The sequence below is a fragment of the Methyloversatilis sp. genome (assembly GCF_965284615.1).
GTDB lineage: Bacteria > Pseudomonadota > Gammaproteobacteria > Burkholderiales > Rhodocyclaceae > Methyloversatilis.
The window spans coordinates 2,851,296-2,878,198 of record NZ_OZ260098.1 but is presented as its reverse complement, the minus strand read 5'-3'; the positions used below and the strand labels follow the sequence as shown (position 1 = coordinate 2,878,198).

General features: G+C 67.3%; 25 protein-coding genes. 17 read left to right on the top strand and 8 right to left on the bottom strand.

Going from position 1 to position 26,903, the window contains the following annotated elements; translation table 11 throughout:
• Positions 1–62: 62 nt before the first annotated feature.
• The 7 genes from ACQ66H_RS13730 (at position 63) to ACQ66H_RS13700 (ending at position 7,403) form a co-directional block, all read left to right on the top strand.
• A complete protein-coding gene (locus ACQ66H_RS13730) occupies positions 63–1,340 on the top strand; it encodes a YeaH/YhbH family protein (protein WP_019917687.1) in 1,278 nt (425 codons plus the stop codon).
• The gene (locus ACQ66H_RS13725; RefSeq protein ID WP_430434488.1) at positions 1,337–2,950 is read left to right on the top strand and encodes a SpoVR family protein; all 1,614 of its coding nucleotides are present in this window, start codon (positions 1,337–1,339) and stop codon (positions 2,948–2,950) included. The genes ACQ66H_RS13730 and ACQ66H_RS13725 overlap by 4 nt, the downstream gene beginning before the upstream one ends.
• Before the next feature lie 78 nt (positions 2,951–3,028).
• On the top strand, positions 3,029–3,370 hold the full coding sequence (locus ACQ66H_RS13720) for a hypothetical protein (protein ID WP_430434487.1): 342 nt from the start codon (positions 3,029–3,031) through the stop codon (positions 3,368–3,370).
• A gap of 59 nt (positions 3,371–3,429) precedes the next feature.
• A complete protein-coding gene (locus tag ACQ66H_RS13715; protein WP_430434486.1) occupies positions 3,430–4,062 on the top strand; it encodes a hypothetical protein in 633 nt (210 codons plus the stop codon).
• Positions 4,046–5,479, top strand: a complete 1,434-nt coding sequence (locus ACQ66H_RS13710; RefSeq protein WP_430434485.1) for a TolC family protein — start codon at positions 4,046–4,048, stop codon at positions 5,477–5,479. The genes ACQ66H_RS13715 and ACQ66H_RS13710 overlap by 17 nt, the downstream gene beginning before the upstream one ends.
• A gap of 14 nt (positions 5,480–5,493) precedes the next feature.
• Positions 5,494–6,912: a multicopper oxidase family protein gene (locus ACQ66H_RS13705; RefSeq protein ID WP_430434484.1), complete on the top strand. Its 1,419-nt coding sequence runs from the start codon at positions 5,494–5,496 to the stop codon at positions 6,910–6,912.
• Between the two features lie 26 nt (positions 6,913–6,938).
• Positions 6,939–7,403: a DUF411 domain-containing protein gene (locus tag ACQ66H_RS13700; RefSeq protein WP_430434483.1), complete on the top strand. Its 465-nt coding sequence runs from the start codon at positions 6,939–6,941 to the stop codon at positions 7,401–7,403.
• Positions 7,404–7,592: 189 nt separating this feature from the next.
• Here ACQ66H_RS13700 and ACQ66H_RS13695 read toward each other — a convergent pair whose 3' ends face one another.
• Entirely contained in the window at positions 7,593–7,793 is a 201-nt protein-coding gene (locus ACQ66H_RS13695) for a heavy-metal-associated domain-containing protein (protein ID WP_430434482.1), read from the bottom strand.
• Between the two features lie 184 nt (positions 7,794–7,977).
• On the opposite strand from ACQ66H_RS13695, the gene ACQ66H_RS13690 reads away from it, so the two are divergent.
• Together ACQ66H_RS13690 and cueR are read left to right on the top strand one after the other, a co-directional pair.
• Positions 7,978–10,398, top strand: a complete 2,421-nt coding sequence (locus ACQ66H_RS13690; RefSeq protein ID WP_430434481.1) for a heavy metal translocating P-type ATPase — start codon at positions 7,978–7,980, stop codon at positions 10,396–10,398.
• Complete coding sequence (gene cueR / locus ACQ66H_RS13685; protein ID WP_430434480.1) at positions 10,385–10,780, top strand: Cu(I)-responsive transcriptional regulator; 396 nt, start codon at positions 10,385–10,387, stop codon at positions 10,778–10,780. The genes ACQ66H_RS13690 and cueR overlap by 14 nt, the downstream gene beginning before the upstream one ends.
• A 344-nt stretch (positions 10,781–11,124) precedes the next feature.
• Here cueR and ACQ66H_RS13680 read toward each other — a convergent pair whose 3' ends face one another.
• A complete protein-coding gene (locus tag ACQ66H_RS13680; RefSeq protein WP_430434479.1) occupies positions 11,125–11,526 on the bottom strand; it encodes a winged helix-turn-helix domain-containing protein in 402 nt (133 codons plus the stop codon).
• A gap of 104 nt (positions 11,527–11,630) precedes the next feature.
• Between ACQ66H_RS13680 and modA the strand changes: the two genes are divergently transcribed.
• The 4 genes from modA to ACQ66H_RS13660 are packed head-to-tail and all read left to right on the top strand — an operon-like array spanning position 11,631 to position 14,269.
• On the top strand, positions 11,631–12,416 hold the full coding sequence (modA, locus tag ACQ66H_RS13675; RefSeq protein WP_430434478.1) for a molybdate ABC transporter substrate-binding protein: 786 nt from the start codon (positions 11,631–11,633) through the stop codon (positions 12,414–12,416).
• Positions 12,417–12,456: 40 nt separating this feature from the next.
• Complete coding sequence (gene modB / locus ACQ66H_RS13670; protein ID WP_430434477.1) at positions 12,457–13,122, top strand: molybdate ABC transporter permease subunit; 666 nt, start codon at positions 12,457–12,459, stop codon at positions 13,120–13,122.
• Positions 13,119–13,643 (top strand): ABC transporter ATP-binding protein, encoded by a 525-nt coding sequence (locus ACQ66H_RS13665; protein WP_430434476.1) that lies wholly within the window; start codon positions 13,119–13,121, stop codon positions 13,641–13,643. The genes modB and ACQ66H_RS13665 overlap by 4 nt, the downstream gene beginning before the upstream one ends.
• On the top strand, positions 13,640–14,269 hold the full coding sequence (locus ACQ66H_RS13660) for a TOBE domain-containing protein (protein ID WP_430434475.1): 630 nt from the start codon (positions 13,640–13,642) through the stop codon (positions 14,267–14,269). The genes ACQ66H_RS13665 and ACQ66H_RS13660 overlap by 4 nt, the downstream gene beginning before the upstream one ends.
• A gap of 132 nt (positions 14,270–14,401) precedes the next feature.
• Here the strand turns inward: ACQ66H_RS13660 and ACQ66H_RS13655 are convergent, their stop codons facing one another.
• Positions 14,402–15,346, bottom strand: a complete 945-nt coding sequence (locus ACQ66H_RS13655; RefSeq protein WP_430435637.1) for an IS110 family transposase — start codon at positions 15,344–15,346, stop codon at positions 14,402–14,404.
• Between the two features lie 505 nt (positions 15,347–15,851).
• Between ACQ66H_RS13655 and ACQ66H_RS13650 the strand changes: the two genes are divergently transcribed.
• Together ACQ66H_RS13650 and ACQ66H_RS13645 are read left to right on the top strand one after the other, a co-directional pair.
• On the top strand, positions 15,852–16,670 hold the full coding sequence (locus ACQ66H_RS13650; protein WP_430434474.1) for a DUF2189 domain-containing protein: 819 nt from the start codon (positions 15,852–15,854) through the stop codon (positions 16,668–16,670).
• A gap of 47 nt (positions 16,671–16,717) precedes the next feature.
• Positions 16,718–16,927, top strand: a complete 210-nt coding sequence (locus ACQ66H_RS13645; RefSeq protein WP_008058471.1) for a DUF2788 domain-containing protein — start codon at positions 16,718–16,720, stop codon at positions 16,925–16,927.
• Here ACQ66H_RS13645 and ACQ66H_RS13640 read toward each other — a convergent pair whose 3' ends face one another.
• Entirely contained in the window at positions 16,928–17,890 is a 963-nt protein-coding gene (locus ACQ66H_RS13640; RefSeq protein WP_341928637.1) for a methyltransferase domain-containing protein, read from the bottom strand.
• A 155-nt stretch (positions 17,891–18,045) separates the two neighbouring features.
• On the opposite strand from ACQ66H_RS13640, the gene ACQ66H_RS13635 reads away from it, so the two are divergent.
• Positions 18,046–20,571, top strand: a complete 2,526-nt coding sequence (locus ACQ66H_RS13635; RefSeq protein WP_430434473.1) for a cation-translocating P-type ATPase — start codon at positions 18,046–18,048, stop codon at positions 20,569–20,571.
• A gap of 82 nt (positions 20,572–20,653) precedes the next feature.
• Here ACQ66H_RS13635 and ACQ66H_RS13630 read toward each other — a convergent pair whose 3' ends face one another.
• The 4 genes from ACQ66H_RS13630 to ACQ66H_RS13615 all read right to left on the bottom strand — a co-directional run bounded on the left by ACQ66H_RS13630 (position 20,654) and on the right by ACQ66H_RS13615 (position 24,841).
• Positions 20,654–21,274 carry a PEP-CTERM sorting domain-containing protein gene (locus ACQ66H_RS13630; protein ID WP_430434472.1) on the bottom strand — a complete coding sequence of 207 codons (621 nt, stop codon included), beginning with the start codon at positions 21,272–21,274 and terminating at the stop codon, positions 20,654–20,656.
• Positions 21,275–21,352: 78 nt separating this feature from the next.
• Positions 21,353–23,407, bottom strand: coding sequence for a PhoX family protein (locus tag ACQ66H_RS13625; RefSeq protein WP_430434471.1), 2,055 nt, complete (start codon positions 23,405–23,407; stop codon positions 21,353–21,355).
• A gap of 188 nt (positions 23,408–23,595) precedes the next feature.
• Positions 23,596–24,246, bottom strand: a complete 651-nt coding sequence (can, locus tag ACQ66H_RS13620) for a carbonate dehydratase (protein ID WP_430434470.1) — start codon at positions 24,244–24,246, stop codon at positions 23,596–23,598.
• 100 nt (positions 24,247–24,346) lie between these two features.
• Positions 24,347–24,841: a BON domain-containing protein gene (locus ACQ66H_RS13615; RefSeq protein WP_430434469.1), complete on the bottom strand. Its 495-nt coding sequence runs from the start codon at positions 24,839–24,841 to the stop codon at positions 24,347–24,349.
• 182 nt (positions 24,842–25,023) lie between these two features.
• Between ACQ66H_RS13615 and ACQ66H_RS13610 the strand changes: the two genes are divergently transcribed.
• Entirely contained in the window at positions 25,024–26,799 is a 1,776-nt protein-coding gene (locus ACQ66H_RS13610; RefSeq protein WP_430435636.1) for a M61 family metallopeptidase, read from the top strand.
• The last annotated feature ends 104 nt before the right edge of the window (positions 26,800–26,903 follow it).

The window sequence follows — 26,903 nt, the reverse complement described above, 5'->3', positions numbered from 1 at the left end:
GGTGGCGGTGCATCGATAGACAAGACCGGGGCGACGCTGCCCCGGCGGGAAGGGGACACATCTTGCAGCAGATCATCGATCGCAGACTGGCCGGCAAGAACAAGTCCATCGGCAACCGCGAGCGCTTCCTGCGCCGCCACAAGGAGCAGATCCGCGAGGCGGTGCGGCGGGCGGTCGAGGGGCGCGGCATCCGCGACATCGCGCAGGGGGAGGACATCCACATCCCGAAGCGCGACATCAGCGAACCGGTGTTCGGCCACGGTCAGGGCGGCTCTCGTGAAATGGTGCACCCGGGCAACAAGGACTTCGTCCGTGGCGACCGCATCGAGCGGCCCAAGGGTGGTGGTGGGGGCGGCGCCGGTTCGGGCAACGCCAGCGATTCCGGCGAGGGTGAGGACGACTTCGTCTTCCACCTCACCAAGGAAGAGTTCATGCAGGTCTTCTTCGACGACCTCGCCCTGCCCAATCTGATCCGTACCACACTGGCCGAGACGCCGGAGTACAAGACGCACCGTGCCGGTTTCTCCAGCGACGGTACGCCGAACAACCTGCACGTCGTGCGCTCGATGCGCGGTGCGATCGGCCGGCGCATCGCGCTCGGCAGCGAATCGCGGCGCGAGCTGCATCGGCTCGAAGCGCTGCTCGAAGACCTGCGCGCGCAGCCGGGCACGCCGGCGCGGCTGCATGAGATCGAACAGATCGAAGCCGATATTGCCGCGCTGCGTTCGCGCATCGACCGCATTCCCTACCTCGACCCGATAGACCTGCGCTACCGCAGCCGCGTGCGCACGCCGGTGCCGACCGCGAAGGCGGTCATGTTCTGCCTGATGGACGTGTCGGGCTCGATGGACGAGGCGCGTAAGGATCTGGCCAAGCGCTTCTTCATCCTGCTCTACCTGTTCCTGACCCGGCACTACGAAAAGATCGAAATCGTGTTCATCCGCCATCACACGCAGGCGCAGGAGGTGAGCGAGCACGACTTCTTCCATGCCACCGAAACCGGTGGCACCGTGGTGTCGAGCGCGCTGGTACTGATGGAGGACATCATCCAGGCGCGCTACCCGCGGGGCGAGTGGAACATCTACGGTGCGCAGGCCAGCGATGGTGACAACTGGCACGACGACAGCCCGCGCTGCCGCGAAATCCTCGAACAGAAGATCCTGCCGCTGGTGCGCTACTTCGCCTACATCCAGGTGGTCGAGCAGGAACAGAACCTGTGGCATGAGTACTCGGACCTCGCGATGGAGAGCGAGAACTTCGCCATCCGCAAGGCGGCCGAGGTCGATCAGATCTATCCGGTGTTCCGCGACCTGTTCAAGAAGGAAGGAGCCGCGAAATGAGCGATACCTACGACCGCCGCAACAACGGTCGCGCGGCCTCGCCGGGCGAATACGGCGGACGTCGTCATCCGGCGCCGCTGAGCGCACCGCTGCCGTTGAAGGAACGTCCGACCGCCCGGTTGCCGGCGCCCAGCGACTGGACCTTCGAGCTGATCGAGCAGTACCACGACGTGATCCGCGCCACCGCGCAGCGCTTCGGGCTCGACACCTATCCGAACCAGCTGGAAATCATCACCGCCGAACAGATGATGGACGCCTACGCCAGCGTCGGCATGCCGGTGAACTACCGGCACTGGAGCTACGGCAAGGAATTCATCAGCACCGAGAAGAACTACCGGCGCGGCCAGATGGGCCTGGCCTACGAAATCGTGATCAACAGCAACCCCTGCATCAGCTACCTGATGGAGGAGAACACGATGGCGATGCAGGCGCTGGTGATCGCGCACGCCGCCTACGGCCACAACAGCTTCTTCAAGGGCAACTACCTGTTCCGGATGTGGACCGACGCGTCGTCCATCATCGACTACCTGGTCTATGCAAAGAACTACGTCGCCGCCTGTGAGGAGCGGCACGGCATCGACGCGGTCGAACTGCTGCTCGACAGCTGCCACGCGCTGATGAACTACGGCGTCAACCGCTACCGTCGGCCGAGCAAGCTCAGCCTGACGCAGGAACTGGCGCGCGCCAAGGACCGCGAGGCCTACGCGCAGCAGCAGGTGAACGAGATCTGGCGCACGCTGCCGCCGAAACTGGGCCGCGACGAGGCGGAGAAGGAAGCGCCGCGCTTCCCGGCCGAACCGCAGGAAAACCTGCTCTACTTCATCGAGAAGAACGCGCCGCTGCTCGAACCGTGGCAGCGCGAAATCGTGCGCATCGTGCGCAAGGTGGCGCAGTACTTCTATCCGCAGCGCCAGACCCAGGTCATGAACGAGGGCTGGGCCACCTTCTGGCACCACCACCTGCTGAACACGATGTACGACGACGGCTTCCTCGACGACGGCATCATGATCGAGTGCCTGAAGTCGCACACCAACGTCGTCTACCAGCCGCCGGTCGGCCATCCCGCCTACAGCGGCATGAACCCGTACGCGCTGGGTTTCGCGATGTACACCGACATCAAGCGCATCTGCGAGGCGCCCACCGACGAGGACCGCGCATGGTTCCCGGACATGGCGGGCAGCAGCTGGCTGGAAACGCTGGACCACGCGATGCGCAACTTCAAGGACGAAAGCTTCATCGGCCAGTACCTGTCGCCGCGCGTGATGCGGGCCTTCCGCCTGTTCGCCATCACCGACGACGACACCGAGCCGACGCTGGAGGTATCGGCCATTCACGACGAGTCCGGCTACCGCAACCTGCGCGAAGCGATGTCGCGGCAGTACGATCTCGGCTCGCGCGAACCGAATATCCAGGTGTGGAGCGTGAACCTGCGCGGCGACCGCTCACTGATGCTGCGGCACACGCAGCACAACAACCGGCCGCTGCACGACGGCGCCTACGAAGTGCTGAAGCACGTTGCCCGGCTGTGGGGTTTCCCGGTGCATCTGGAAAGCGTGAATGGCCAGGGCGCGGTCGCCCGGCGGTGGACGGTGGACCCGAGCACGGCTTGACCGTCGTCATGCGAACTTCGCCGTTCCGCTGATATCCTAAGTCGCATGCGTTCTGTGACCCGTCTTCTGCTGACCTTCGTGCTGCTGCTGGCATTGCCCCTGCAGGGCTTCGCCGCGGCGGCGATGATCAGCTGCGCGCCGTCGCACCACGGAATGTTGACGACTGGCGCCATGCATGATGACGTGGCCGCGCACGCGTATCACCACGGCGGCGATCATGACCCGGCCGCAACACCTTCCCAAGGCAAGCATGCCTGCAGCGCCTGTGCCGCCTGCTGCATTGGCGGCGCCTTGACGCCGTCCGCGCTGCGGCTGCCCGGCGATTTTTCGACCCACTTGCGTCCGCTGCCGGCGCACGTGACCCCTCCCGCCTTCATCACCGAGGGCACTGAACGCCCGCCCAGATACGACCTCGCCTGACACCCGAAATCCGTCCACGGTGGGCGGAAATCGATACACCTGTCTTTCGCGAGGTCTTCATGTTCCATCTTCCCATCCGGGTGCTGCTGGTCGCAGCGTCCGTCACCACATCCGCCTGGGCGGCTGATCCGGCGGATCCGGCTGCACCCACGCGGTCGCTCGATCACCGCTCGGTGTTCGACACCTACCGCGCCGGCAGCGCAGGCGCTGTCGGCAACTGGCGCGAAGCCAACGACGCGGTCGGTCGCCAGGCCGGCAGCCGCGCGCACGACCACGACAGCACGACGTCCGCGCCACCTGACCCGCATGCCGGCCACGATCACGGTGCTCAAGCGACCACCGATCCGCGCGCGGGCCACCACGGACCGATGCACGGTCACATGCATGGCTCTATGCACGACGCGCATGCGCCTGAACACCAGAGCGGCGGTGCTGCGGCCGCGTCGCCTGGGCCGCACGCCGGCCATGATCACGGCACTGCCGGCGGTGACGCGAAGCCGCATCACTGTCCGCACCACGCCGCTCACCACGCGTCGATGCACGAGCAGATGCACGAGCAGATGCACGGCCGGATGCATGACGCGCATCCGTCAGGACACCAGCACGGCGGCGATTCCGCGGCGATGAAGTCGGGCCACGGACACCGCTGCCATCACGACAGCAAGGAGGGCGGCGATGCGCACAAGCACTGATAGTGGCCGGTTCAGGTTCGTGCCGCTGGCGGCGGCGCTTGCGCTGCTGGCCGGTTGCGCGAGCTTCAGCCCGGACGGCGGTTTCGGCACGGTCGAACAGACCGCGCGCGACAAGCTGGGCAAGGAGGTCAGATGGGCGCGCAGCGACGAGGACCGCAAGGCGGTCGCCGACCGCGTTGCCGAACTGCTGGCGCAACCGCTGTCGGCCGATGACGCCGTACAGATCGCGCTGCTGAACAATCGCGGCCTGCAGGCAGGTTTCCACGAACTGGGCATCCGCGAGGCCGAAGTGGTGCGCGCAGGCCGCCTGCCCAATCCGACCTTCTCGATGTTTCACGCCAGCAAGAAAGAAGACGGCGTGCGCGACTACAAGATCGAGCAGGCGCTGACCTTCAACATCTTTTCGCTGCTGACGATGCCGCAGGCGATCCAGGTGAATCGCCGCGTCTTCGAACAGTCGCAACGGGCGGTATCGCTGCAGGTGCTGCGGCTGGCGGCCGACGTGCGCCGCGCCTGGGTGCAGGCGGTGGCCGCCGGCGAGACGCTGCGCTACATGGAACAGGTGATGGAGGCGGCCGACGCTGGCGCCGAACTGGCCCGGCGCATGCGCGCCGCCGGCAACTACAGCGCGCTGGCCCAGGCACGCGAACAGGGCTTTCACGCCGACGCGGCGCTGAATCTGGCGCGCGCACAGCAGGCGCATACCGCTGCGCGTGAACGGCTGACCCGGCTGATGGGCCTGTGGGGCGAGCAGACCGCTTTCCGCTTGCCTGACCGTCTGCCCGAACTGCCGGCGGCGGCGCTCGACGCGCCCGACATCGAGCGCCATGCGATGAGTTCGCGCATCGATCTGCAGATCGCGAAGCTCGACGCTGAAGCGACCGCGCGCAACCTCGGGCTGACGAAGACGACGCGTTTCGTCAACGTGCTCGAGGTCGGCCCGGCGCGCGTGCTCGAAGGGCGGCGCAGCGAGTCCTACAAGAAGGGCTACGAAATCAGTTTCGAACTGCCGCTGTTCGACTGGGGCGGCTCGCGCGTCGCGCGCGCCGAGGCCATCTACATGCAGTCGGTCGAACGCGCCGCCGAGGCCGCGGTGAATGCCCGCTCCGAAGTGCGTGAGGCCTACGCCGGCTATCGCATCGCCTTCGACATTGCCCGTCATTACCGCGACGAGGTGGTGCCGCTCAGGAAGCGCATTTCCGACGAGAACCTGCTGCGCTACAACGGCATGCTGATCGGCGTATTCGAACTGCTGGCCGACGCGCGCGCGCAGGTGGCCGGCGTCAATGGCTATATCGAGGCGCTGCGCGACTTCTGGATCGCCCAGGCCGATCTCGACATGGCGCTGGTCGGCCGCCCCGATCTCGCTCCGCCGCCCGGCGCCGCCATTGCCACGGCAGCCGACGCGGCGCACTGAACAGGATTCCACCCATGACTTCCCGCAGAGATTTTTTCCGCAATGCAGGCGTGGCAGGTGCGGCCGTGGCCGCGGCCACGGTCAGCCGCGTCGCATTGGCCGCCATTCCCGAGCCGGTGATCGAAACCTCGCCCGACACGCGCGGCCCGTTGCTGCCGGCAAACGGACGCCCCTACAACCCTGTCGTCACGCTGAATGGCTGGACGCTGCCCTGGCGCATGAAGGACGGCGTCAAGGAATTCCACCTGGTGGCCGAGCCGGTGGTGCGCGAAATGGCGCCCGGCTTCAAGGCCCACCTGTGGGGCTATAACGGCCAGTCGCCGGGGCCCACCATCGAAGTGGTCGAGGGCGACCGCGTGCGCATCTACGTCACCAACAGGCTGCCCGAGCGCACCAGCGTGCACTGGCATGGCCAGCGCCTCCCCAACGGCATGGACGGCGTGAGCGGCCTGACCCAGCCGGCGATACCGCCCGGCAAGACCTTCGTCTATGAATTCGTCGCACGCCGCCCCGGCTCCTTCATGTACCACCCGCACGCCGACGAAATGACGCAGATGGCGATGGGCATGATGGGCTTCTGGGTCACTCACCCGAAGGGCCGCCACCCGCTGATCGCGCCGGTGGACCGCGACTACGTGTTCCTGCTCAATGCCTACGACATCGACCCTGGCAGCTACACGCCGAAGACCATGACGATGCTCGACTTCAACCTGTGGTCGTGGAACAGCCGCATCTTCCCCGGCATCGCGCCGCTGGTCGCGCGCAAGAACGACCGCGTGCGCATCCGCATGGGCAACCTGACCATGACCAATCACCCGATACACATCCACGGCCACGAATTCGAGGTCACCGGCACCGACGGCGGCCCGGTGCCGAAGTCGGCGCGCTGGCCCGAGGTGACCACCGACATCGCGGTCGGTCAGATGCGGCAGATCGAGTTCATCGCCGACGAGGAGGGTGACTGGGCCTTCCATTGCCACAAAAGTCACCACACGATGAACGCGATGGGGCACGACGTGCCCAATCTGATCGGCGTCGATCATGGCGGGCTGGCCGAGCGCATATCGAAGCTCGTGCCGGGCTACATGACGATGGGCGAACGTGGCATGGGCGACATGGCCGACATGAAGATGCCGCTGCCCGAGAACACCGCGCCGATGATGACCGGCGACGGTCCTTTCGGCTCGGTCGAGATGGGCGGCATGTTCTCGGTGTTCAAGGTGAGGCGCGAACAGAAGCCGGGCGACTACACCGACCCCGGCTGGTTCCGCCATCCGCCGGGTACGGTTGCGCACGAGGTTGGCGAGGTGCCGGCAGCATCGCCGCCGCCGGCCGGCCACGACCACGGCGCCTCCAGCATGCCGCTGACCCAGCCGCAGGACATCGAAGTACAGGTGCGTAAGCCAGCCGCCGGCGCGCACGACCACCACTGAACCTCAAAACATTCAAAGGACGAACGATGAACACGATACGTCGCGCGCTGATCGGCGCGCTTGCCACCGCGGCCCTGCTGCCGCGCGCCGCCACGCTGATGGCGGCGCCGAAGCCGCTGGTCGAAGTCTGGAAGAGCCCGACCTGCGGCTGCTGCAAGGACTGGGTGGTTCATCTGGAAGCGAACGGCTTCGCGGTCAAGGTGTATGAGACTGGCAACAACGAAGCGCGCGCGCGGCTGGGCATGCCGGCGAAGTTCGCTTCCTGCCACACCGCGCGGGTCAACGGCTATCTGCTCGAAGGCCACGTACCGGCGAGCGAGGTGCACAGGATGCTGAAGGAAAAACCGAAGGCGCTCGGTCTGGCGGTACCGGCGATGCCGGTCGGCTCGCCGGGCATGGACGGCCCCGAGTACAAGGGCCGCAAGGATCCGTACGACGTGCTGCTGGTGCAGGCGGACGGCAACGCGAGCGTGTATCGCAGCTATCGCTGACGCAGCCCGGCCGGGCTTTGGTGGGAGCGAGCTTGCTCGCGATGACGGGCGGAAACGGAGTCCGAGGCCTGCAAACGTCGCATCGCGACCAGAGGTCGCTCCCACAAATGAGCGCTCCCGATTCGCCGCCGGCGCCGGGTTCTTGTGGGAGCGAGCTTGCTCGCGATTGCAGCTCGCAGCGAAGCCGCCTCAGGCCGGCGGGTAGTCCGCCTCGGCCAGTGCGCTGCGGTAAGTGTCCGCGTCAACGGTCGAGTCGATGCGCACGCGGTGGGTCGGCAGGTCGATGTTGACCTTCGCGCTGTCGTCGATGCTGGCGACCAGCGCCCTGATGCGGCCGGCGCAGTGACCGCAGGTCATGTCGGGGACGGTGAATTCGATGGTCGTGCTCATGGCGGGGCTCCGCTGTCGGGTTGGGATGGGAGGATGATGGACCTTGCCACGATGGGAAGGTCAAGCGTCCTGTCGCTTTCATTTCGTTTCGGCATCCCCGGCGTCGGCGGCTGAATTTTCCGCTTGACCTTGCCATCATGGGAAGGTTGACACTGGGTCCGTTCTCCCGATACAGGATTGTCCGATGAACACCTCCCATCTGCCCGCCGGTGCGGGCCCGCTTACCCGCTGGGAATTCGGCGTCGAAGGCATGACCTGCGCCTCCTGCTCGACCCGGGTCGAGAAGGCGCTGGCGCGCCTGCCCGGCGTCGCGTCCGCCAGCGTCAATCTCGCCACCGAGCGCGCCGCGGTTGACGCAGACGCCTCGGTCGATGCGGCCGCACTGCAGGCGGCGGTCGACAAGGCCGGCTACGTATTGAAGCCGCAGGCGCTGCGCCTGCACATCGAAGGCATGACCTGCGCCTCCTGCGTTGCACGGGTCGAGAAGGCGCTGAACAAGGTGCCTGGCGTGCTGTCGGTCAGCGTCAATCTGGCGACTGAAACCGCCGACATCGTCAGTGCCGCCGACAATCTTGGCGCGCTGCAGGCGGCGGTCAACCGCGCCGGCTATCGCGCAACGCTGCCGGCGGCCGCGCCCGAGGTCGCACCTCGCGATGCGCTGCCCGAATGGTGGCCGGTGGCGCTGGCGGTTGCGCTGTCGCTGCCGCTTGCGCTGCCCATGGTGGGCATGCTGTGGGGCGCGCACTGGATGCTGCCCGGCGGGCTGCAGTTCCTGCTTGCGACACCGGTGCAGTTCTGGCTCGGCGCGCGCTTTTACGTGGCCGGCTGGAAGGCGCTGCGCGCCGGCAGCGGAAACATGGACCTGCTGGTCGCGATCGGCACCTCCGCCGCCTGGGGGCTGAGCGTCTGGCTGTGGCTCACCGCCGCCCCGGGTGCGATGCCGCACCTGTATTTCGAGGCCTCGGCGGTGGTGATCACGCTGGTGCTGCTCGGCAAATGGCTGGAAACCCGCGCCAAGCGACAGACCACCGACGCCATCCGCGCGCTCAATGCGCTGCGTCCGGATACCGCACGGGTGCGCCGCGACGGTGTCGAGGTCGAACTGCCGCTGGCACAGGTCGCGCTCGGTGACGAGGTGGTCATCCGCCCGGGCGAGCGGGTGCCGGTCAACGGCGACATCGTCGATGGCGCCAGCCAGGTTGACGAATCTCTGATCACCGGCGAGAGCCTGCCGGTCGCCAAACAGGCGGGCGACCGTGTGACCGGCGGCGCGGTCAATGGCGAGGGACGGCTGCTCGTGCGCACCCGCGCCATCGGCGCCGAGACCGTGCTGGCGCGCATCGTGCGGCTGGTCGAGAGCGCGCAGGCGAAGAAGGCGCCGATACAGCGCCTGGTCGATCAGGTCAGCGCGGTGTTCGTGCCGGTGGTGATCGCGCTTGCCGCACTCACCTTCGGCGGCTGGATGATCGCCGGCGCCGGTGTCGAAACGGCGCTGCTGAATGCGGTCGCAGTCATGGTGATCGCCTGCCCGTGCGCGCTTGGGCTGGCCACGCCGACCGCCATCATGGTGGGCACCGGCGCCGCGGCGCGGCACGGCATTCTGATCAAGGACGCCGAGGCGCTGGAAATCGCGCACCGCGTGTCGGTGGTCGCCTTCGACAAGACCGGCACGCTGACCGAAGGCCGACCGGAACTGGTGGCGTTCGAGCCGGCGGTCGGGGCACCCGGCGAACTGCTCGCGCTGGCCGCTGCGCTGCAGGCCGGCAGCGAGCACCCGCTGGCGCGCGCAGTCAGCACGGCGGCGGTGCGCGAAGGCGTGACGGTACTGCCGGCGACCGAACTGGCGGCGGTGGCAGGGCGCGGCATCGAAGCGAATGTGGACGGCCGCGCGCTGAGGCTGGGCAGTTCGCGTTTCATGGAAGAGCTGGGCGTCGATCTGTCGCCGCTCGCGGCTCGCGCCGCGCAACTGCAGGCCGAGGGGCGCACCGTGTCCTGGCTGGCCGACGTGACGAGTGCGCCGCGCCTGATCGGACTGCTCGCTTTCGGCGACACGTTGAAGGCGTCGGCGGCCCGAGCGGTGAGCCGCCTTCAGGCAGGCGGCGTTCGTACCGTGCTGGTCAGTGGCGACAACCGGGGTGCCGCGGCTGCGGTGGCTGCGCACCTGGGCATGACCGACGTGCGCGCCGAGGTGCTGCCCGAGCACAAGGCCGAAGTCGTGGCCGAACTGAAGCAGGGTGGGGCGGTGGTGGCCATGGTCGGCGACGGCATCAACGACGCGCCTGCGCTGGCCGCCGCCGACGTCGGTATCGCCATGTCCACCGGCACCGACGTGGCGATGCACGCCGCCGGCATCACGCTGATGCAGGGCGACCCGGCACGCGTGGCCGATGCGCTCGACATTTCGCGGCGCACCTGGGCGAAGATCCGGCAGAACCTGTTCTGGGCCTTCGCCTACAACGTGGTCGGCATTCCGCTGGCTGCCGCCGGCATGCTGAATCCGGTGATCGCCGGCGCGGCGATGGCCTTCTCCAGCTTCAGCGTGGTCAGCAACGCGCTGCTGCTGCGGCGCTGGAAACCCGAAGAGGTGCGCGATGAACATCGGTGAGGCGGCCGCACGTTCCGGCGTGTCGGCCAAGATGGTGCGGCATTACGAGTCGCTCGGCCTGCTGCCGCAGGTGGCGCGCACCGACGCCGGCTACCGGCAATACGGCGAGCGCGAGGTGCACACGCTGCGCTTCATCCGCCGCGCGCGCGACCTCGGCTTCTCGATGGCGGAAATCGCCGATCTGCTGGCGCTGTGGCAGAAGCCTGACCGCGCCAGCGGCGACGTGAAACGCATCGCTGAGGCGCACATCGCCGACCTCGACCGGCGTATCGCCGAAATGATGGCGATGAAGCGCACGCTGGCGCAGCTCGCCAGCTGCTGCCACGGCGATGGCCGACCGGACTGCCCGATACTCGATGGGCTCGCGGATACGGCGCGTTAGTCCTGGCAACGGGGCCTCATTCGACGATGTGGCCCTGGCCGCCAAAGGGCCGCCGCAGTCCGCAGGCTTCGACGCAGGGTGCTGTCGGGGTCAAGACCCCTCCCACAGAACCCAGTCCTGGCTCCGGCCGCGAATCAAGCGCGACCCCTGTGGGAGCGGCCTTGGCCGCGACGCGGCCACTGCAGTCCGCAGGCTTCGACGCAGGGTGCTGTCGGGGTCAAGGCCCCTCCCACAGAACCCAGCCCTGGCTCCGGCCGCGAATCAGGCGTGACCCCGGTGGGAGCGGCCTGGGCCGCGACGCGGCCGCTGTAGTCCGCAGGCTTCGATACAGGGTGCTGTCGGGGTCACGAGACCTCAGCGACGGAACCCGATTCAGGCTCGGGCCGTATCAGCGCCAGCAGTTCGGGCAGGCGGCGCGAGGCGGCGAGGCGGGCGTCCTCTTCGATCGCCCGGTAGAGCGCCAGTACCTGCTCCCCGGTGGCGGTCAGCCGGGCGCCGCCGCCGGCCGAGCCGCCGCGCTGCTTGGTCACCAGCGGCTCGACGAAGTCCGTGTTCATCGCGTTGACCAGCGACCAGATGCGCTGATAGCTCATGCCCAGCCGGCGACCGGTTTCGGCGAGCGAGCCGGTCGCCGCGATGCCTTCGAGCACGTCGGCCTTGCCCGGACCGATCGCCACCGCGTGCTTGATCTGCACGCGAAACCGGGTGCTGTGTTCGAGGGTGGCGGGCGCTGACTTGGTGTTCATCGTGGATCGAAGACGAAGGGAAATGCATCGAGCACGATACTCGTTATACTCACCGCGCGATATCCATACGGATATATATCGAGTCGCCCGGAGGCGCGCCGTTCATGAGAGCTGTCTGCCTGATCCAACGCATCGCGCTGCTGTGCGCACTCGCGGTTTCGATGACGGCGCCGGTGCGGAGCGCCGAGCCACCGACGGTCGCCGCGGCGTCCGACCTGAAGTTCGCGATCGACGAGGTGGCGGCCCGCTTTGAGCGCGAAACCGGCCAGCGGATGCGTCTGGTTTTCGGTTCATCCGGCAACTTCTTCTCGCAGATCCGGCAGGGCGCGCCCTTCCATCTGTTCATGTCGGCCGACGAGGATTTCGTGTTCCGGCTGGCCGATCAGGGCCTGACGCAGGACCGTGGCCGGCTCTATGCCTACGGCCGCATCGGTCTGATCGTGCCGCGCGGATCGTCGCTGAAGGCCGACGGCGAACTGCGGGATCTGGCGAAGGCGCTGCGCGACGGTCGCCTGAAGAAGTTCGCCATCGCCAACCCGGAACATGCGCCCTATGGCGCCCGGGCAAAGGAGGCGTTGCAGCACGCCGGCGTGTGGGCCGACATCGAACCGCGGCTGGTGCTGGGCGAGAACATCTCGCAGGCGGCGCAGTTCGCGACCTCGGGCGCGACCCAGGGCGGCATCATCGCGCTGTCGCTGGCGAAGGCGCCGCAGGTGAGTGCGCTCGGCGAATTCGCGCTGATCCCGGAGAACTGGCACCGCCGGCTGGCACAACGCATGGTTCTGCTGCGCGGCGCGCCGCCCGCGGCGCGCGCCTTCTACGACTATCTCGCCACGCCGGCGGCGCAGGACATCATGCGTCGTCACGGCTTCGCGATGCCCGGCGAGTGAGCGACGCTTCGGCGCCGACGCACTGAAGGAAGGACAGGTCATGGACTGGCAGGCTTTCTCGCTGTCGATCGAACTGGCGGCGGTGACGCTGCTGGTGCTGCTGCCGCCGGGCGTGCTCACGGCGCGCTGGCTTGCGCGCACGCGCTTTGCCGGCAAGGCCTGGATCGAGGCCTTCGTCGTGCTGCCGCTGGTGCTGCCGCCCACGGTGCTGGGCTACTACCTGCTGGTGTCGCTCGGCGCGGCCTCGCCGTTCGGTGCCTGGATGCTCGATACCTTCGAGGTCCGGATGACCTTCAATTTCGCCGGCCTGCTGATCGCTTCGCTGGTGTTCAACATTCCGTTCATCGTGCAGCCGGTGCAGCGTGCCTTCGAAGCGATACCGGAGAACCTCGCCGAAGCCGCCGCGGTCTGCGGGCTGAGCGGCTGGCAGACCTTCTGGCGGGTCGAACTGCCGCTGGCCTGGCCGGGCATCCTGTCCGCCATGGTGCTCACCTTCGTGCACACGCTGGGCGAGTTCGGCGTGGTGCTGATGATGGGCGGCAGCATTCCGGGCGAGACCAAGACGGTGGCGATCGCGATCTACGACCGCGTGCAGTCCTTCGACCTCGCCGGTGCCGACCGCATGGCGCTGCTGTTGCTGGCGCTGTCGCTCGGCGCGGTGGCAGCGTCCTTCTTCGCGTCGGCCAGACTGGCAGCCCGACGATGAGTAGCGATCAACGCGCTGCCCGCGCGCTGCGGGTCGATATCGCCCAGACCGAGCCGATGCCGCTGCACGGTCGTTTCAACTGCGCGGCCGGCGAACTGCTGGCGCTGGTCGGCCCGTCGGGTGCCGGCAAGACGTCGATGCTGCGCGTGCTGGCCGGACTGATGCGGCCGCAGCGTGGCCGTATCGAGGTCGGCACGCAGCTGTGGAGCGACAGCGAACAGGGCGTCTTTCTGCCGCCGCAGCGTCGCCACGTCGGGCTGGTGTTCCAGAACTACGCACTGATGCCGCACCTCAGTGCGGTTGACAACGTCGCGTTGGCCATGCTGCACCTGCCTGCGGGCGAGCGCACCGCGCAGGCGCGGCGCTGGCTCGACCACGTCCACCTGTCGCACGAACAGCAGCAGCGGCGACCCGCCGCCCTGTCCGGCGGCCAGCAGCAACGCGTGGCGGTGGCGCGTGCGCTTGCCCGCGAACCGAAGCTGCTGCTGCTCGACGAGCCGTTCTCCGCAGTGACCAGATGAGCCGGCAGGGGCTCTACCGCCTGCTGGCCGATCTGCGAAGCGATCTCGACATTCCCATCCTGCTGGTGACGCACGACCTCAACGAAGCGCGTCTGCTGGCTGACCGGCTGGTGGTGATGGACGCCGGCGCGGTGCTGCAGGAAGGGCCGCCCGAGCACATCCATCGCGCACCGCGCAACGCGCGCGTGGCCGACCTCGTCGGCATGCACAACCGGTTCCAGGGGGTCTGGGTGGGGCCGTCGGGCAGGGCGGGCTGGGGCCTGCTGAAATGGGTGTCGGCGGCGGGCGGCGAGCGCGGCGACATGCTGCTCGAAGTGCGTGACAAGGGAAAAATCAAGCCGGGCCAGCCGGTGAACTGGGTGGTGCCGGGCGACGGCATCCTGCTCGGCGCTGACGGCAGCGGGCTGGAACTGGAGGCGACGGTGAGCGAGGCTCGCCACCTTGGCGAGATCACGCTGGCGTCGCTGACGCTGGAACGGAATCCGCAGATCAGCCTGCGCATCACGCTGGCCGGACCGCAGCGTCGGCGCATCGGCAACGGCGACCGGCTGGCACTGCGCCTCGACCCCGCGCTGGTCCATGTGATGCCGCTGCACCAGAGGCCACCGGGCCTGCGTCCGGATTAGCCGGCGCGGTCCTGCCCGGTTGCCGATCGGCGCCGGGTTTTCTCTCAGGGTGGAGAGCGTTCAATCGCGATCAAGCTCGCTCCCACTGAAGCCTTGCGCGGGCGCGCAGAGGACGCTCTCTTGTGGGAGATTCTATGTTCCGCCGCAAGCGTTTTCGTGTTGTTTCGGGACATAGTCAGCCGCGTTCTTCATCAGTGAGAAGGCAACGCGCGCGAGTTTTCGGGCCAGCGCAACAAGCGCCTGGGTGCGGCTGAATCCGCGCTGGAGCATGTGCTGGTAGAACGGCTGCCAGGTCGTGGATCGGCTAGCCGCCATGGCGGCGTTGTAGAGCAGGCGACGCATCTCCGAATCGCCCTTCTTGCTCAGCGCACGGCGTCCGGTCTTCTTGCCCGAATCGCGCACACTGACGTCCAGGCCGAGGAAGGCAATGAAGGCGTCCGCGCCACTGAAGGGGGCGCGATGGAACACCGCGCACAGGCCGGCGGCGGTGAGCGCGCCGACGCCTTCGATCTTCAGGATGCGCCGGTACGGCTCTGTCCATCCGCTTTCGTTGATCAGCGAGGCGATACGCTGTTCGAACCGTTTGATCAAGGCGGTGAGCCGCGCCAGGGCCACACGCACGTCGCGACCAAAGCCGGGCAGATCTTCCATGCTCTGACGGATGCGACCCAGGCTGCGTACCACGGTTGCGCGCCGACGCAGCAGGCTGCGCAGCTCGGTCACCGAAGGCGCCGGCAGGGAGAAGGGGCGCAGATCCGTGCCCTCGTGCGCGAGGTAGCGGGCGATCAGGCGTGCGTCGTGCCGATCGGTCTTGGCGCGCAGGCCCACGGTGTCGCGGTACCTGGACAGCTTGAAGCCATCGATCAGAAACACCTGATGCCCGGCGCCGATAAGCAGCTCGACGAGCGTGCGGTGATAGGTGCCGGTCGATTCGCAGGCGATGCGCTGGCAGCCTTTCGGCAGCGTACGCAACCAGCCACGGATGGCCGCAGCCGTGTTGTCGATGCGCGTCACCCGCGCGCTGGGGTGCTCGGCGATGTCCAGCCAATGCTTGGAGACGTCGATGCCAAAGCACACTGCTTCGTTCTGACTTGTCACGATGGGGCCCTCCCGACTAAGGTTCAAAAGGCTTGTCGGGATTCACCACAGCACTGGCTTGCAGGGTATGGACGGTACCGCGGTCACACGGTCCGATGGATTCCTGATCGGTGCTTGGGGTGAGGGCGGGACATCTCTCCCACTGTCTGTACGTGCTTGCCGTCAGATCCGAGCTCGGTCCCTCCGCCCGACAAGCTATTCCTACGCCTGCCACGGTAGAACATACAAGCGAGCTTGCTCGCGACGCAGCGGTGGGTGAGTCACCGTCTGTCGCCCCGCCTGGGCCCGTTGTCGGCGCCAGAATCTTTTTGCGCCGCACAAACCGAGGGCGAAGTGCGCCCCGCGGCGGTGCGGATGCGACGCTTTGCTGCCGTTGCGACACGCTTTGCCCGATACTTGTGCGTCGGCCGGGTACGCATGAGCTGCGTCAAGTTGCTTGAATGCTGCGGCCGGCATACTCCATGACGCATCGGGCAGGGCCGCAGTGGCCTTGCCGCGCGCGTCGGTGATCGATCCGAACAGTCCGACCGACATGAATGACAGCCACGCCATTATCGAATCCCGCCGCTTCGCCACTCGCACCGTTCCGCTGTCGCGCCCGCTGGGCTGGCTGATCGCAGGCTGTCGGGACTTCATGCGCTGTCCGGGACCCGGATTGCTGCACGGCGCGGCCGTCGCGGTATTTGGCGCGCTGCTGTGCTGGCAGATTCCGGATCGTTTCTGGCTGCTCAACGGCGCCTTCACCGGTTTCATGCTGGTCGCGCCGGTGGTGGCGACCGGCCTGTACGCGATCAGCCGCGCGCTGGAGCGTGGTCAGCCGGCCGGGCTGATGACCGCGGTGCGTGCGTGGAAGCCGCGCGACAGCCGCATGGTGGTGTTCGGCCTGCTGCTGGCGCTGGCCGGCACCGGCTGGGTGATGACCTCGGCCGCGCTGATCTGGGCCTATGCGCCGGCGCCGGTGGCGACGCCGGAGGATTTCCTGCGCCTGGTCGTGCTGGCGGAACAGGGCTGGCTGTTCGAGGCCTGGCTGGCGCTGGGCGGCCTGCTTGCCGCACCGGTGTTCGCGTCCAGCGTGGTGGCGATTCCGCTGCTGCTCGATCGCGACATCGGGGTACTTGGCGCCGTGCTCACCAGCTGGCGTGTCGTGATGGAGAACCCCGCGCCGCTGGCGCTCTGGGGCGTGGCGATCGCCGGATTCACGCTGTTCGGCATGGCGACCGGGCTGGTCGGCATGCTGGTGGTGGTGCCGCTGCTGGGTCACGCCAGCTGGCACGCCTATCGCGATCTGGTGCGCGCCGCCTGAGCGCGCACCGATCAACCTATTGAATATCGCTGGAGCAGCTTTCACACATGGGCGGCATCACTGAAGAGCAATTTGCCGAGTTCGGGCTCACCTTCGGCGTCGCTGCCTTCATGCTCTACATGCTGTTCATCCTGCTGCAGCTCGCGCGCGAGTCGAAGGCCGGTCGCTTCGGCACCTTCGTCATCCTGATCGGCCTCGGCCTCGGCATGATGGGTTTCGTCGCCAAAGGCGTGATCAAGTGGATGCTCGGCGGCTGATCAGGCGCCTGACGCGCAGACCCGCTCGCGTACCGTTGCCCGCATCGTGCGCGCCAGCGACTGCAGCGATCCACCGGCGCGGTAGTTGAAGCTCACGTGCAGCGTGTCGCCGGCTCGCGCCTCCACCGGCGTCGTCAGCGGCAGCACCAGATAGTCGTTCAGCCAGTCCTGAGTCCGCCCCTGCGTGCCGAGCAGCGCCAGGATGTTCTTGGTGATGAAGCGCAGCGCATTGACCGTACCGTCGGCAGTGATGGCGATGTCGCCCTTCCAGGCGATGTCTCGGCTGCAGGTCTGGTCGAAATCCATCACGCCATAGACCACCGGTGCGGCCAGTTCGGTTGCGCCCGGGTGTTCGGCGCCGACGCGCTGGAACTGGATGATGGGGGCGTTGAAGCCGTAGAAATCGAACACCTGATGCAGCGGCTGCACCGCCATCAGCGCGGCAGTCGGCAGGAAGATCGGCAGGCGGTCGCCGAAGCGGGCGCGGTAGCGCGCCTTGAAGGCTTCGATCACGTCAACCTGTTTCTCGCGCAGCATGCCGACGTGGATCATTTCGCAGATGACCACGTCTACCGGTTCCGGCGGCAGGTATTCGAACGCGTCGGCGTGCACCACTTCGACCTTGTGACCGTGCGCATTCATCGCCAGCAGCCGGCGCGATTCGGCCACCATGTCCGGGTTGAATTCGACGCAGTACACCTTGCTCGCGTGCGCTGCGGCGAAGCAGGACAGCACGCCGGTGCCGCCGCCCAGTTCGAGCACGCGGGCGCCCTTGAACACGACTGCATCGATGGCCGCCTTGAAATTGCTCATGCGGTTGGTGTCGAGCAGCATGTTGTGGTGGTAGTGCAGAGGAATGAACTGTCCAAGATGGCTGGGCTCGTCGTCGGCGTCGCTCATCGGCAGGCTGGCGCCGGGCGCGGCCGGGCTACCGAGGTGGGCTGCGGTTTCCATCCGTGACATGGTTCTTCCTCTCGTGTGGTCGGTTAATGTTTGCCGCGCGCTGCCGGCAACTTCTGCCTTGAACATCCCGTTATTGCCGCTTGAACCGCCTTGCGGCGATCGCGCGGGGTTCATCGCAGCTTTCGTGCCAGACTTCGGCGAGAACTGAACAACGGATGCAGCGGATGAACGAGTCGCAGGAGCAGGCCGGGCTGAACGAAGCGGAGGTGGCTGCGCGCCGCACGCAGGACGGCTGGAACGAGATCGCCGCCGAGAAGCCGCACACGCTGGTCGCAACCGTTTTGGAGGTGATGCGGGAGCCGATGTTCCTGCTGCTGCTGGGGGCCGGCGCCATCTATCTGCTGATGGGCGATGCGCACGAAGCGTTGGTGCTGCTCGGCTTCGTCGTGCTCATCATCGGCGTCACGGTCTTTCAGGAACGGCGCACCGAGCACGCGCTGGCTGCGCTGCGCGACCTGTCGAGTCCGCGTGCGCTGGTGATGCGCGACGGCGCAGTAAAGCGCATCGCTGGGCGCGAGGTGGTGCGCGGCGATCTGCTGCTACTCACCGAAGGCGACCGCGTGCCGGCCGATGGCGTGCTACTGAGCGCCAACGATCTGGCGGTCGATGAATCCATGCTGACCGGAGAATCGGTGCCGGTCGGCAAATTGCCGGTCGACGATGGCGAACCGCTGCGCGTGTTCTCCGGCACGCTGGTCGTGCGCGGTCGCGGCACAGTCGAGGTGACGGCAATCGGCGAGGCCACCGAGCTGGGGCGTATCGGTAAGTCGCTGGCGGACACCGTCAGCGGTGTCTCGCCACTGCAGCGCGAACTCGGGCTGCTGGCGCGCCGGCTGGCGGTGATCGGCATCGCGCTGTGCGCGCTGCTCGCCGTGTCCTACGCGACGCTGCGCGGCGGCTGGCTCGACGGCGTGCTGTACGGCATCACGCTGGCGATGAGCATCCTGCCGCAGGAATTTCCGGTCATCCTGATCGTGTTCCTCGCCTTCGGCGCACGCCGCATCGCCGCCCGACGCGTGCTGACGCGCCGGCTGTCGGCGATCGAAACGCTGGGCCAGACCACCGTGCTGTGTACCGACAAGACGGGCACGCTCACCCGCAACCGGATGGAAGTCGCCGCGCTTGCGGTCGGCGGTGAGGTGCTGGCGCTGGATGGCGACGCACGGCTGGAGGAACTGCCTGAAACCTATCACCGCCTGCTTGAATATGCGGTGCTGGCGAGCGAGGCCGATCCGCACGATCCGATGGAGCAGGCTTTCCTGCGGCTGGCCGGCGACTATCTGGCGAACACCGAACACCTGCATCCCGACTGGGCGCTGGCCCGCGAGTACGAACTGTCGCCCGACCTGCTGGCGATGACCCACCTGTGGCAGGCGCCGGATCGGCGCGATGGCGAGGTGGCCGCCAAGGGTGCGCCCGAGGCCATCATCGACCTTTGCCATCTGTCGGCGGATGCCGCCGCGCTGGTGATGGCGCGCGCCGGCGACCTGGCCGACCGCGGCCTGCGCGTGCTGGCGGTGGCTCATGCGGCGCACCCGCAAGGCGCTGGCGTGCCGGACATCCAGCACGATTTCGAATTCCGCTTCATCGGCCTGATCGGGCTCGCCGATCCGCTGCGTCCGGAGGTGCCGGCGGCGGTCGCCGAGTGCCGCGCGGCCGGTGTGCGTGTGGTCATGATTACCGGCGATCATCCGCGCACCGCCGGCGCGATCGCGGCGCAGGCCGGCATCGACGGCGGGCGCGTGCTGACCGGCCCGGATATGGCGGCGATGGATGAGGCGACATTCGCCGATGCGGTCGCCGGCTGCTGCGTGTTCGCGCGCGTCAGCCCGCAGCAGAAGCTGGCCATCGTCGAGGCGCTGAAGGCGCGTGGCGATATCGTCGCCATGACCGGCGACGGCGTGAATGACGCACCGGCGCTGAAATCCGCGCATATCGGCATCGCCATGGGCAAGCGCGGCACGGACGTCGCGCGCGAGGCGGCCGCACTGGTATTGGTAGACGATGACTTTGCCGCCATCGTCAACGCGATTCGGCTGGGCCGGCGCATCTTCCGCAACCTGCGCCACGCGATGACCTACACGCTCGCGGTGCACGTGCCCATCATCGCGCTGGTGGCTGCGCCGGTGCTGTTCGGCTGGCCGGTGCTGCTGGCGCCGGTGCACATCGCCTTCCTCGAACTGGTGATCGACCCGACCTGTTCCATCGTGTTCGAGGCGGACGAGGCTGGCGACGCACTGATGCGCGAGCCGCCGCGACCGCGCGGCGCCGTGTTGCTGCCACCCTCGCGCATCGCGACCAGCCTGCTCTACGGCGCCATCGTGTCGGCCGCGCTGGTGGCATTCGATGTCTGGGCACTCGATGCCGGCTTCGCGGCTGACGAGGTCCGCACGCTGGTGTTCGTCGCGCTGGTGGCGAGCGGCATCGCGCTCATCTTCACCGCCCGCGCGTCGGCGGCCGACCCGAGCGGGCTCGGGCACGGCACCGGGGTCGCGCGCTGGGTGATCGGCGGCACACTGCTCGCGCTGCTGCTGGTCACCACGGTGCCCTGGCTGGCTGCACAGTTCTCCTTTGCCGTGGTCGCGCCCGCAGTGTGGCTGAGCGCCTGCGCGCTCGGACTGGCAACGCTGCTGCCGCTGCTCGCCGCACGTTGGCTTGTACACGCGCGTGCGGTGGCATGACCGCGGGCATCCGCCGGACGAAAAAAATGCCCGACCAGCGGTCGGGCATCAAGGACATGCGTGTGACAGGGTCGTGCAGTAATCAGGTGCGACGGCGTGCAGCCATGCCGATCAGGCCGAGGCCGGCCAGCAGCATCGCGTAGGTTTCGGGTTCCGGTACCGGGGCGGCGACCGCCAGGTTGTTGACCACCACACCGTTACCCTTGAACGAGATCGAGCGGATGTCAGCCACGTCGCGCGTGATGCCGAGGAACAGGCCTTCATTCTCGCTGGCCTCGCCGGTGCTGACTGCCAGCGTGTAGGTTTCGATGATCTGGTTGTTGTCGCCGTAGGCGGACACCACGACCGAGAACGGGAAGTCGTTCATGGCGAAATGGTTCACCAGTGCGCCGACACCGGCGGTCAGTTCAGCGAAAGTGAAGCGCAGTTCGCCGATGTTGCCGGTGGCCGCGAAGTGGTTGCCTGCGCCCCAGATACCGTTGTTGCCCAGGTTGGCAATGAAGCCACCCAGCTGCGAGTCGGCGTCGCCGGTGAAGATGACGCCGGGGGCGACTGCTTCCGGACCGGTCGTGAAGAAGCCGTCGTAGGCTTCGAAGTCGACAACAATGGCGTTGCCGATGTCGGCCGCGTTATTGGTCAGCGCGGCCTGCGCCGGCAGTGCGGCGGCGAAGGCCAGAGCCAGGGCGGCGAGTTTCATTTTCATGATGAATCCTTTGCGGAGGTTTCGTTGATGGAGGCGACGCTACGCCGCCTCCGTGACGCCGATGTGAAGACCGACGGATCAGGTACCGATCACGCCGCCGTCGTCCTTGGTGATGACGACCGTGGCCGAGCGCGGCTTGGCGACCGCGTTGCCGCTCTGCGTGGTCGGGCCGTTGAAGCCGCTGTCCGGCCAAGTGCTGTTCGAGGTGAAGCTGCCGCTCCAGTCTTCGCCCGGATGCTGGATGTTCACGAACATGACCTTGCCGTCCGGCGTCGAGGTCACGCCGGTCACTTCGCAGTTGCGCGGGCTGGTCAGGAAGCGGGTGATCTGGCGGGTGGCCGGGTCGGCGCAGAACATCGCGTTGCCGCCGATGTTCACGAAGTCGCCGGTGGCGTTGCCGACCTGGTCGGTCTGGATCCACAGGCGGCCGTCCTTGTCGAACCACAGGCCGTCCGGCGCACCGAGGTCGTCACCGATGATGTTGCCTTGCAGGTGGGCGTTGGCGTTCAGCTTGTCACCGCACTCGACGAAGATGTCCCACTGGAAGGTGGTGGCGGCGACGTCACCGCCGGTTTCCGTCCAGCGCAGGATGTGGCCGTAGCGGTTGTCGCGGCGCGGGTTGGTCGCATCGACCGGCGGGCGGGCCGAAGCGGCGACCGTGGTGCCGTCGATCTTGTTCGACGACGCCGGCGCGGTGCCGCGGCGGTTGTTGTTGGTCAGCGTCAGATAGACCTCGCGCGTCACCGGATGCACGGCGACCCACTCGGGGCGGTCCATCATGGTGGCGCCAAGGCGGTCGGCGGCTTGGCGGGCCTTGATCACTACCTCGCCCTGGTCGGCGAAGCCGTTTTCGGCCGTCAGACCATTCTGACCCCAAACCAGCGGCAGCCACTGGCCGCTGCCGTCAGCATTGAAGCGGGCGACATACAGCGTGCCGCTGTCGAGCAGGTCGCGGTTCGCGGCGCGGTTCTTCGTGTCCATCTTCTTCGCGCAAACAAACTTGTACATGTAATCGTTGCGCTCGTCGTCGCCCATGTAGACGGCGACCTTGTTGTCGGCGCCGACCGAGGTCCATGCGCCTTCGTGCTTGAAGCGGCCCAGCGCGGTGCGCTTGACCGGCACCGAGTTCGGGTTCCACGGATCGATCTCGACCACCCAGCCGAAGCGGTTCGGCTCGTTCGGCGTGTCGCGGAAGTCGAAGCGCGGATCGGCTTCGTGCCAGCGGTAGCCAAAGCCCCCGGCGGACATGCCGTAGCGGTTCTCAAGCGCGGTCAGCGGCTGGGCGGCCAGCTTGGCGGCAGTGGTACCGAAGTAGCCGTTGAAGTTCTCCTCACAGGTGAGGTAGGTGCCCCAGGGCGTGTAGCCGTTGGCGCAGTTGTTCAGCGTGCCGAGCACGGTGGTGCCCGACGGGTCGGCGGCGGTCTTCAGCAGGGCGTGACCGGCAGCCGGGCCGGACACCTTGCACGGGGTGGCGCCGGTGATGCGACGGGCGAAGGCGGACGGGCGCTGCACCTTCATTTCACCACCGACCTTGCGTACCTCGATCACGCTTACGCCGTGACCGGCGATCTGCGCGTTGACCATGGCCTTGGTGATGACGTCGGTCCCGTAGGTGGTGGTGTGGGCGACCAGACCGGGATCAACGTACTCGTGGTTGGACACGAGCAGGCCGCGGTCATTTGCGATGCCGGCTGCGCCGGTGCCCGGGAACGGGAACAGGTGCATGCCGTCGTTGTGTGCGCCCCAGGTCGTGAGCTGGCGAGCGGTCGTCATCGCCGTGGCCGGGTTCCAGTGCGTGTTCGCATCCGGGCCGGTCTTGCCGATGGCGTCGCCCCAGGCGATTAGCACGCGCGCGGTATAGCCGGACGGTACGGTGATGCCGTCAGTCATCGGCGCGATGTTGGCCGGCACGCCGGTGAAGCCGATGCCGCCGGCCGGCGACGGGCTGCCGGTGTAGGCGCCGTTGGCCAGCGATTCGAGGCTGAAGCCGCCGAGCGAGGCAAAGGTCGCGGTGGCCAGCGAACCCTTGATGAAGTTGCGACGGCCGGTGAAGCGGTCCATCACGTCGCGGATGGATTCATTGCCCGACGGATTGATCGTCAGGTCGTTGTCGGGGTGCTGCATCGAAGACATGGGAGCTCCTTGCGGGTGACGTTGTCGGGACGTCGGCGGCAAAGGGGCTGCGCGCCGATCTGACGCGCGGAGTCTGCGATGCGTTTCTGACAGGGATAAGAAACGACGACTGTGGTGGATAGTCCGAATGGACTATCCACCACAGTCGGGGTGTCATGGTCTGCAGGGCGGCGGAGGCGCCCGTTGCTTCAGGTCAGCGACGACAGGGCGGTGTCGTAGGCACCCTGCAGCTCTGCCTCGCTGCCGGCTTCCATACGCAGGTTGCGGACCAAACCATCCTTCAGGCCGTAGATCCAGCCGTGCACACGCACGTCCTGGCCGCGCGCCCAGGCTTCGCGGACGACCGTGGTTTCGCAGACGTTCATCGCCTGCTCGATCACGTTCAGCTCGCACAGCCGGTCTTCCTGCAGCTCGCCGACGCCGACCGCTTCGAGCAGACCGCGGTGCTTGTTGCGCACGTCCTGCACGTTGCGCAGCCAGTTGTCGATCAGACCGAAACGCATGTCGTGCAGTGCGGCGCGCACGCCACCGCAGCCATAGTGACCGACCACCAGGATGTGCTTCACCTTGAGCACATCGACGGCGTACTGCATGACCGACAGGCAGTTCAGATCGGTCTGCACCACGACGTTGGCGACATTGCGGTGTACGAACACTTCGCCCGGAATCAGCCCGACGATCTGGTTGGCCGGCACCCGGCTGTCGGAACAGCCTATCCAAAGATATTCAGGCGCCTGCAGCGTGGCCAGCCGCTCGAAGAACTGCGGGTCGTCCGCACGCATGCGTTCTGCCCAGCGGCGGTTTGCTTCGAAGAGTTGATCAGTTTTTTTCAGTGTCATGGTGTCCTCGCATCAGGCGGGATTATATCTTTCCCGCCCTCGCGAGGCGCCATCTGCCGCCGTGACGGATCACGGCGGATCACTGTGCTGCGCGGCGTGATCAGCCGGCGGCGACAACGAGCCGGTTGTCGATGCCGGTCACGCCTTTGACCGAAGCCGCCAGCTCGGCGGCGCGGGCGCGCGCTGCTTCGGTCGGTGCCGGGCCGCTCAGCGTCACCTTGCCGTCGGTGGTATCGACGTCGATCTTCAGCGCGCTGAGATCGGGGTCGCCGGCAAGGCGCGCGGCGACGTTGGCGGTGATCGTCGCGTCGTCGATCTTTTCCCCCATGCGCTCCGCGGCTGACTCGACGGAGGTCTTGGCATCGGCCGCCGCGGCTTCGGCCCGGGCCTGCGCGTTGTCGAGCGAACCTTCGGCCTTGGCGCCCATTTCGTCAGCCTTCTTCTCGGTCTGCGAGATGGCGGAATCGAGCTTCTGGCCGACGGTCGCGTTGTCGGTGGATTCGCCGCAGGCAGCCAGCGTCAGCGCCAGCGCAGTGGCGGTGGCCAGGCGGACGGCAGGCTTCAGCAGCGTGGATCGGGTGGCGGTAATCTGCATGGCAGTTCTCCTGTTGCGATGAAGAGGATGGCGTTCAGCCATGACGAAACTCTAGTTGCTCATGGCGCGCCGGCCTGTCGGTGACGTGGTCGGGTGCTGTAGGACGATGCGGACTGCGTCCGGTGACTCAGGCAGCCGGCGCTGTGGTCAAATCGCGGCTGTCCAAACGCCAGAACGCCGACATGAGCGCCGTCCGCTACCGCATCACGCCCATCCATCCCGAAGCCCATCTGTTCGAGGTCGAACTCGACATCGACAAGCCGGCGGCCGACGGCCAGCTGCTGTCCTTGCCGGCCTGGATACCCGGCAGCTACATGATCCGCGAGTTCGCCCGCCACATCGTGCGCATCGACGCGCGCGACGGCGTGCGCGCGGTGCCGCTGACCAAGCTGGACAAGCACACCTGGCGTGCCGCACCGTGCGACGGCGCGCTGCGCGTGCGCTACGAGGTGTATGCGTGGGACCTGTCGGTGCGCGCCGCTCACCTCGACACCACGCACGGCTTCTTCAACGGCAGCAGTGTGTTCCTGATGGTGCATGGCTGCGAACAGCAGCCCTGCGAAATCGACATCCGTCCGCCGGCCGGTCGCGCCTACAAGGAATGGCGCGTCGCGACGACGCTGCCCGAGGCAGGCGGCCGCAGCGGCGCCAAGCGTCACGGCTTCGGTGCGTACCGGGCGACCAGCTACGACGAACTTATCGACCACCCGGTCGAGATGGGTGAGTTCGCGCTGTACGAATTCAAGGCCTGCGGCGTGCCGCACGAGGTGGTGGTGACCGGCCGGCACGACATTGACGCCGCACGGCTGTGCGCCGACCTGAAGCGTGTCTGCGAGTGGCAGATCCGGCTGTTCGGCGAACCGGCGCCATTCGAGCGCTATGTCTTCCTCGTGATGGCGGTCGGCGACGGCTACGGCGGACTCGAACACCGCTCCAGCACCGCGCTGCTGTGTTCGCGCAACGACCTGCCGGCGCCCGGCGCCGCCGCGATGAGCGATGCCTACCGTGGCTTCCTCGGTCTCTGCAGCCACGAGTATTTCCATTCCTGGAACGTGAAGCGCATCAAGCCGGCCGCCTTCGTGCCCTACGACCTCAGGGTCGAGAACTACACGCGGCTGCTGTGGGCTTTCGAAGGTTTCACTTCCTACTACGACGATCTGACGCTGGTGCGCTCCGGCGTCATCACGCAGGACGACTACCTGAAGCTGCTCGGCAAGACCGTGACCCAGGTGATGCGCGGCAGCGGTCGGCTCAAGCAGAGCGTGGCCGATTCGTCCTTCGATGCCTGGATCAAGTACTACCGGCAGGACGAAAACGCGCCGAATGCCATCGTCAGTTACTACGCCAAGGGCGCGCTGGTGGCGCTGGCGCTCGACCTTACGCTGCGCAGCAAGAGCCGCGGCGCGGTGTCGCTGGACGACGTGATGCGCAAGCTCTGGGCCGACCACGGACAGAGCGGGCAGGGCGTGCCGGAAGACGGCATACGCCGCGCCGCCGAAACGGTCAGCGGCATGAAGCTCAAGCGTTTCTTCGACGAGGCGACCGAAGGCACCGACGACCTGCCGCTGGACAGGCTGCTGCACGCGGTCGGTCTCGACCTCGCGTTCGAAGCGGCCGGCAGCACGCCGGTGCTTGGCGTGAAGACCGCGAACGACGGCGACAACGTGAAGCTCACCCAGGTGCTGGACCACGGTGCCGCCCAGCGCGCCGGGCTGTCGGCCGGCGACGTGCTGGTCGCGCTGGACAACCTGCGCATCACGGCCAGTTCACTCGATACCCTGCTCAAGCGGCGCAATGCTGGCGACGAGGTGAAGATCCATGCCTTCCGCCGCGACGAACTGATGAAGTTCCGCGTCCGACTCGACGCGCCGCCGGCCGATCAGGCGAAGATCGGCCCCGCGGTGCGCGCCAGTGCGGCGGCGAAGGAATTGCTGAAGCAGTGGCTGGGGAGAGGGTGAGGCCTCGGTGGGTGTGCGTTCGCATTCTGCCCCCGGTTAGCCGCCGCTTGACCGCCGCGTCGCGGCCAAGGCCGCTCCCACAGGGGCGGCGCCTAACTCGCGGC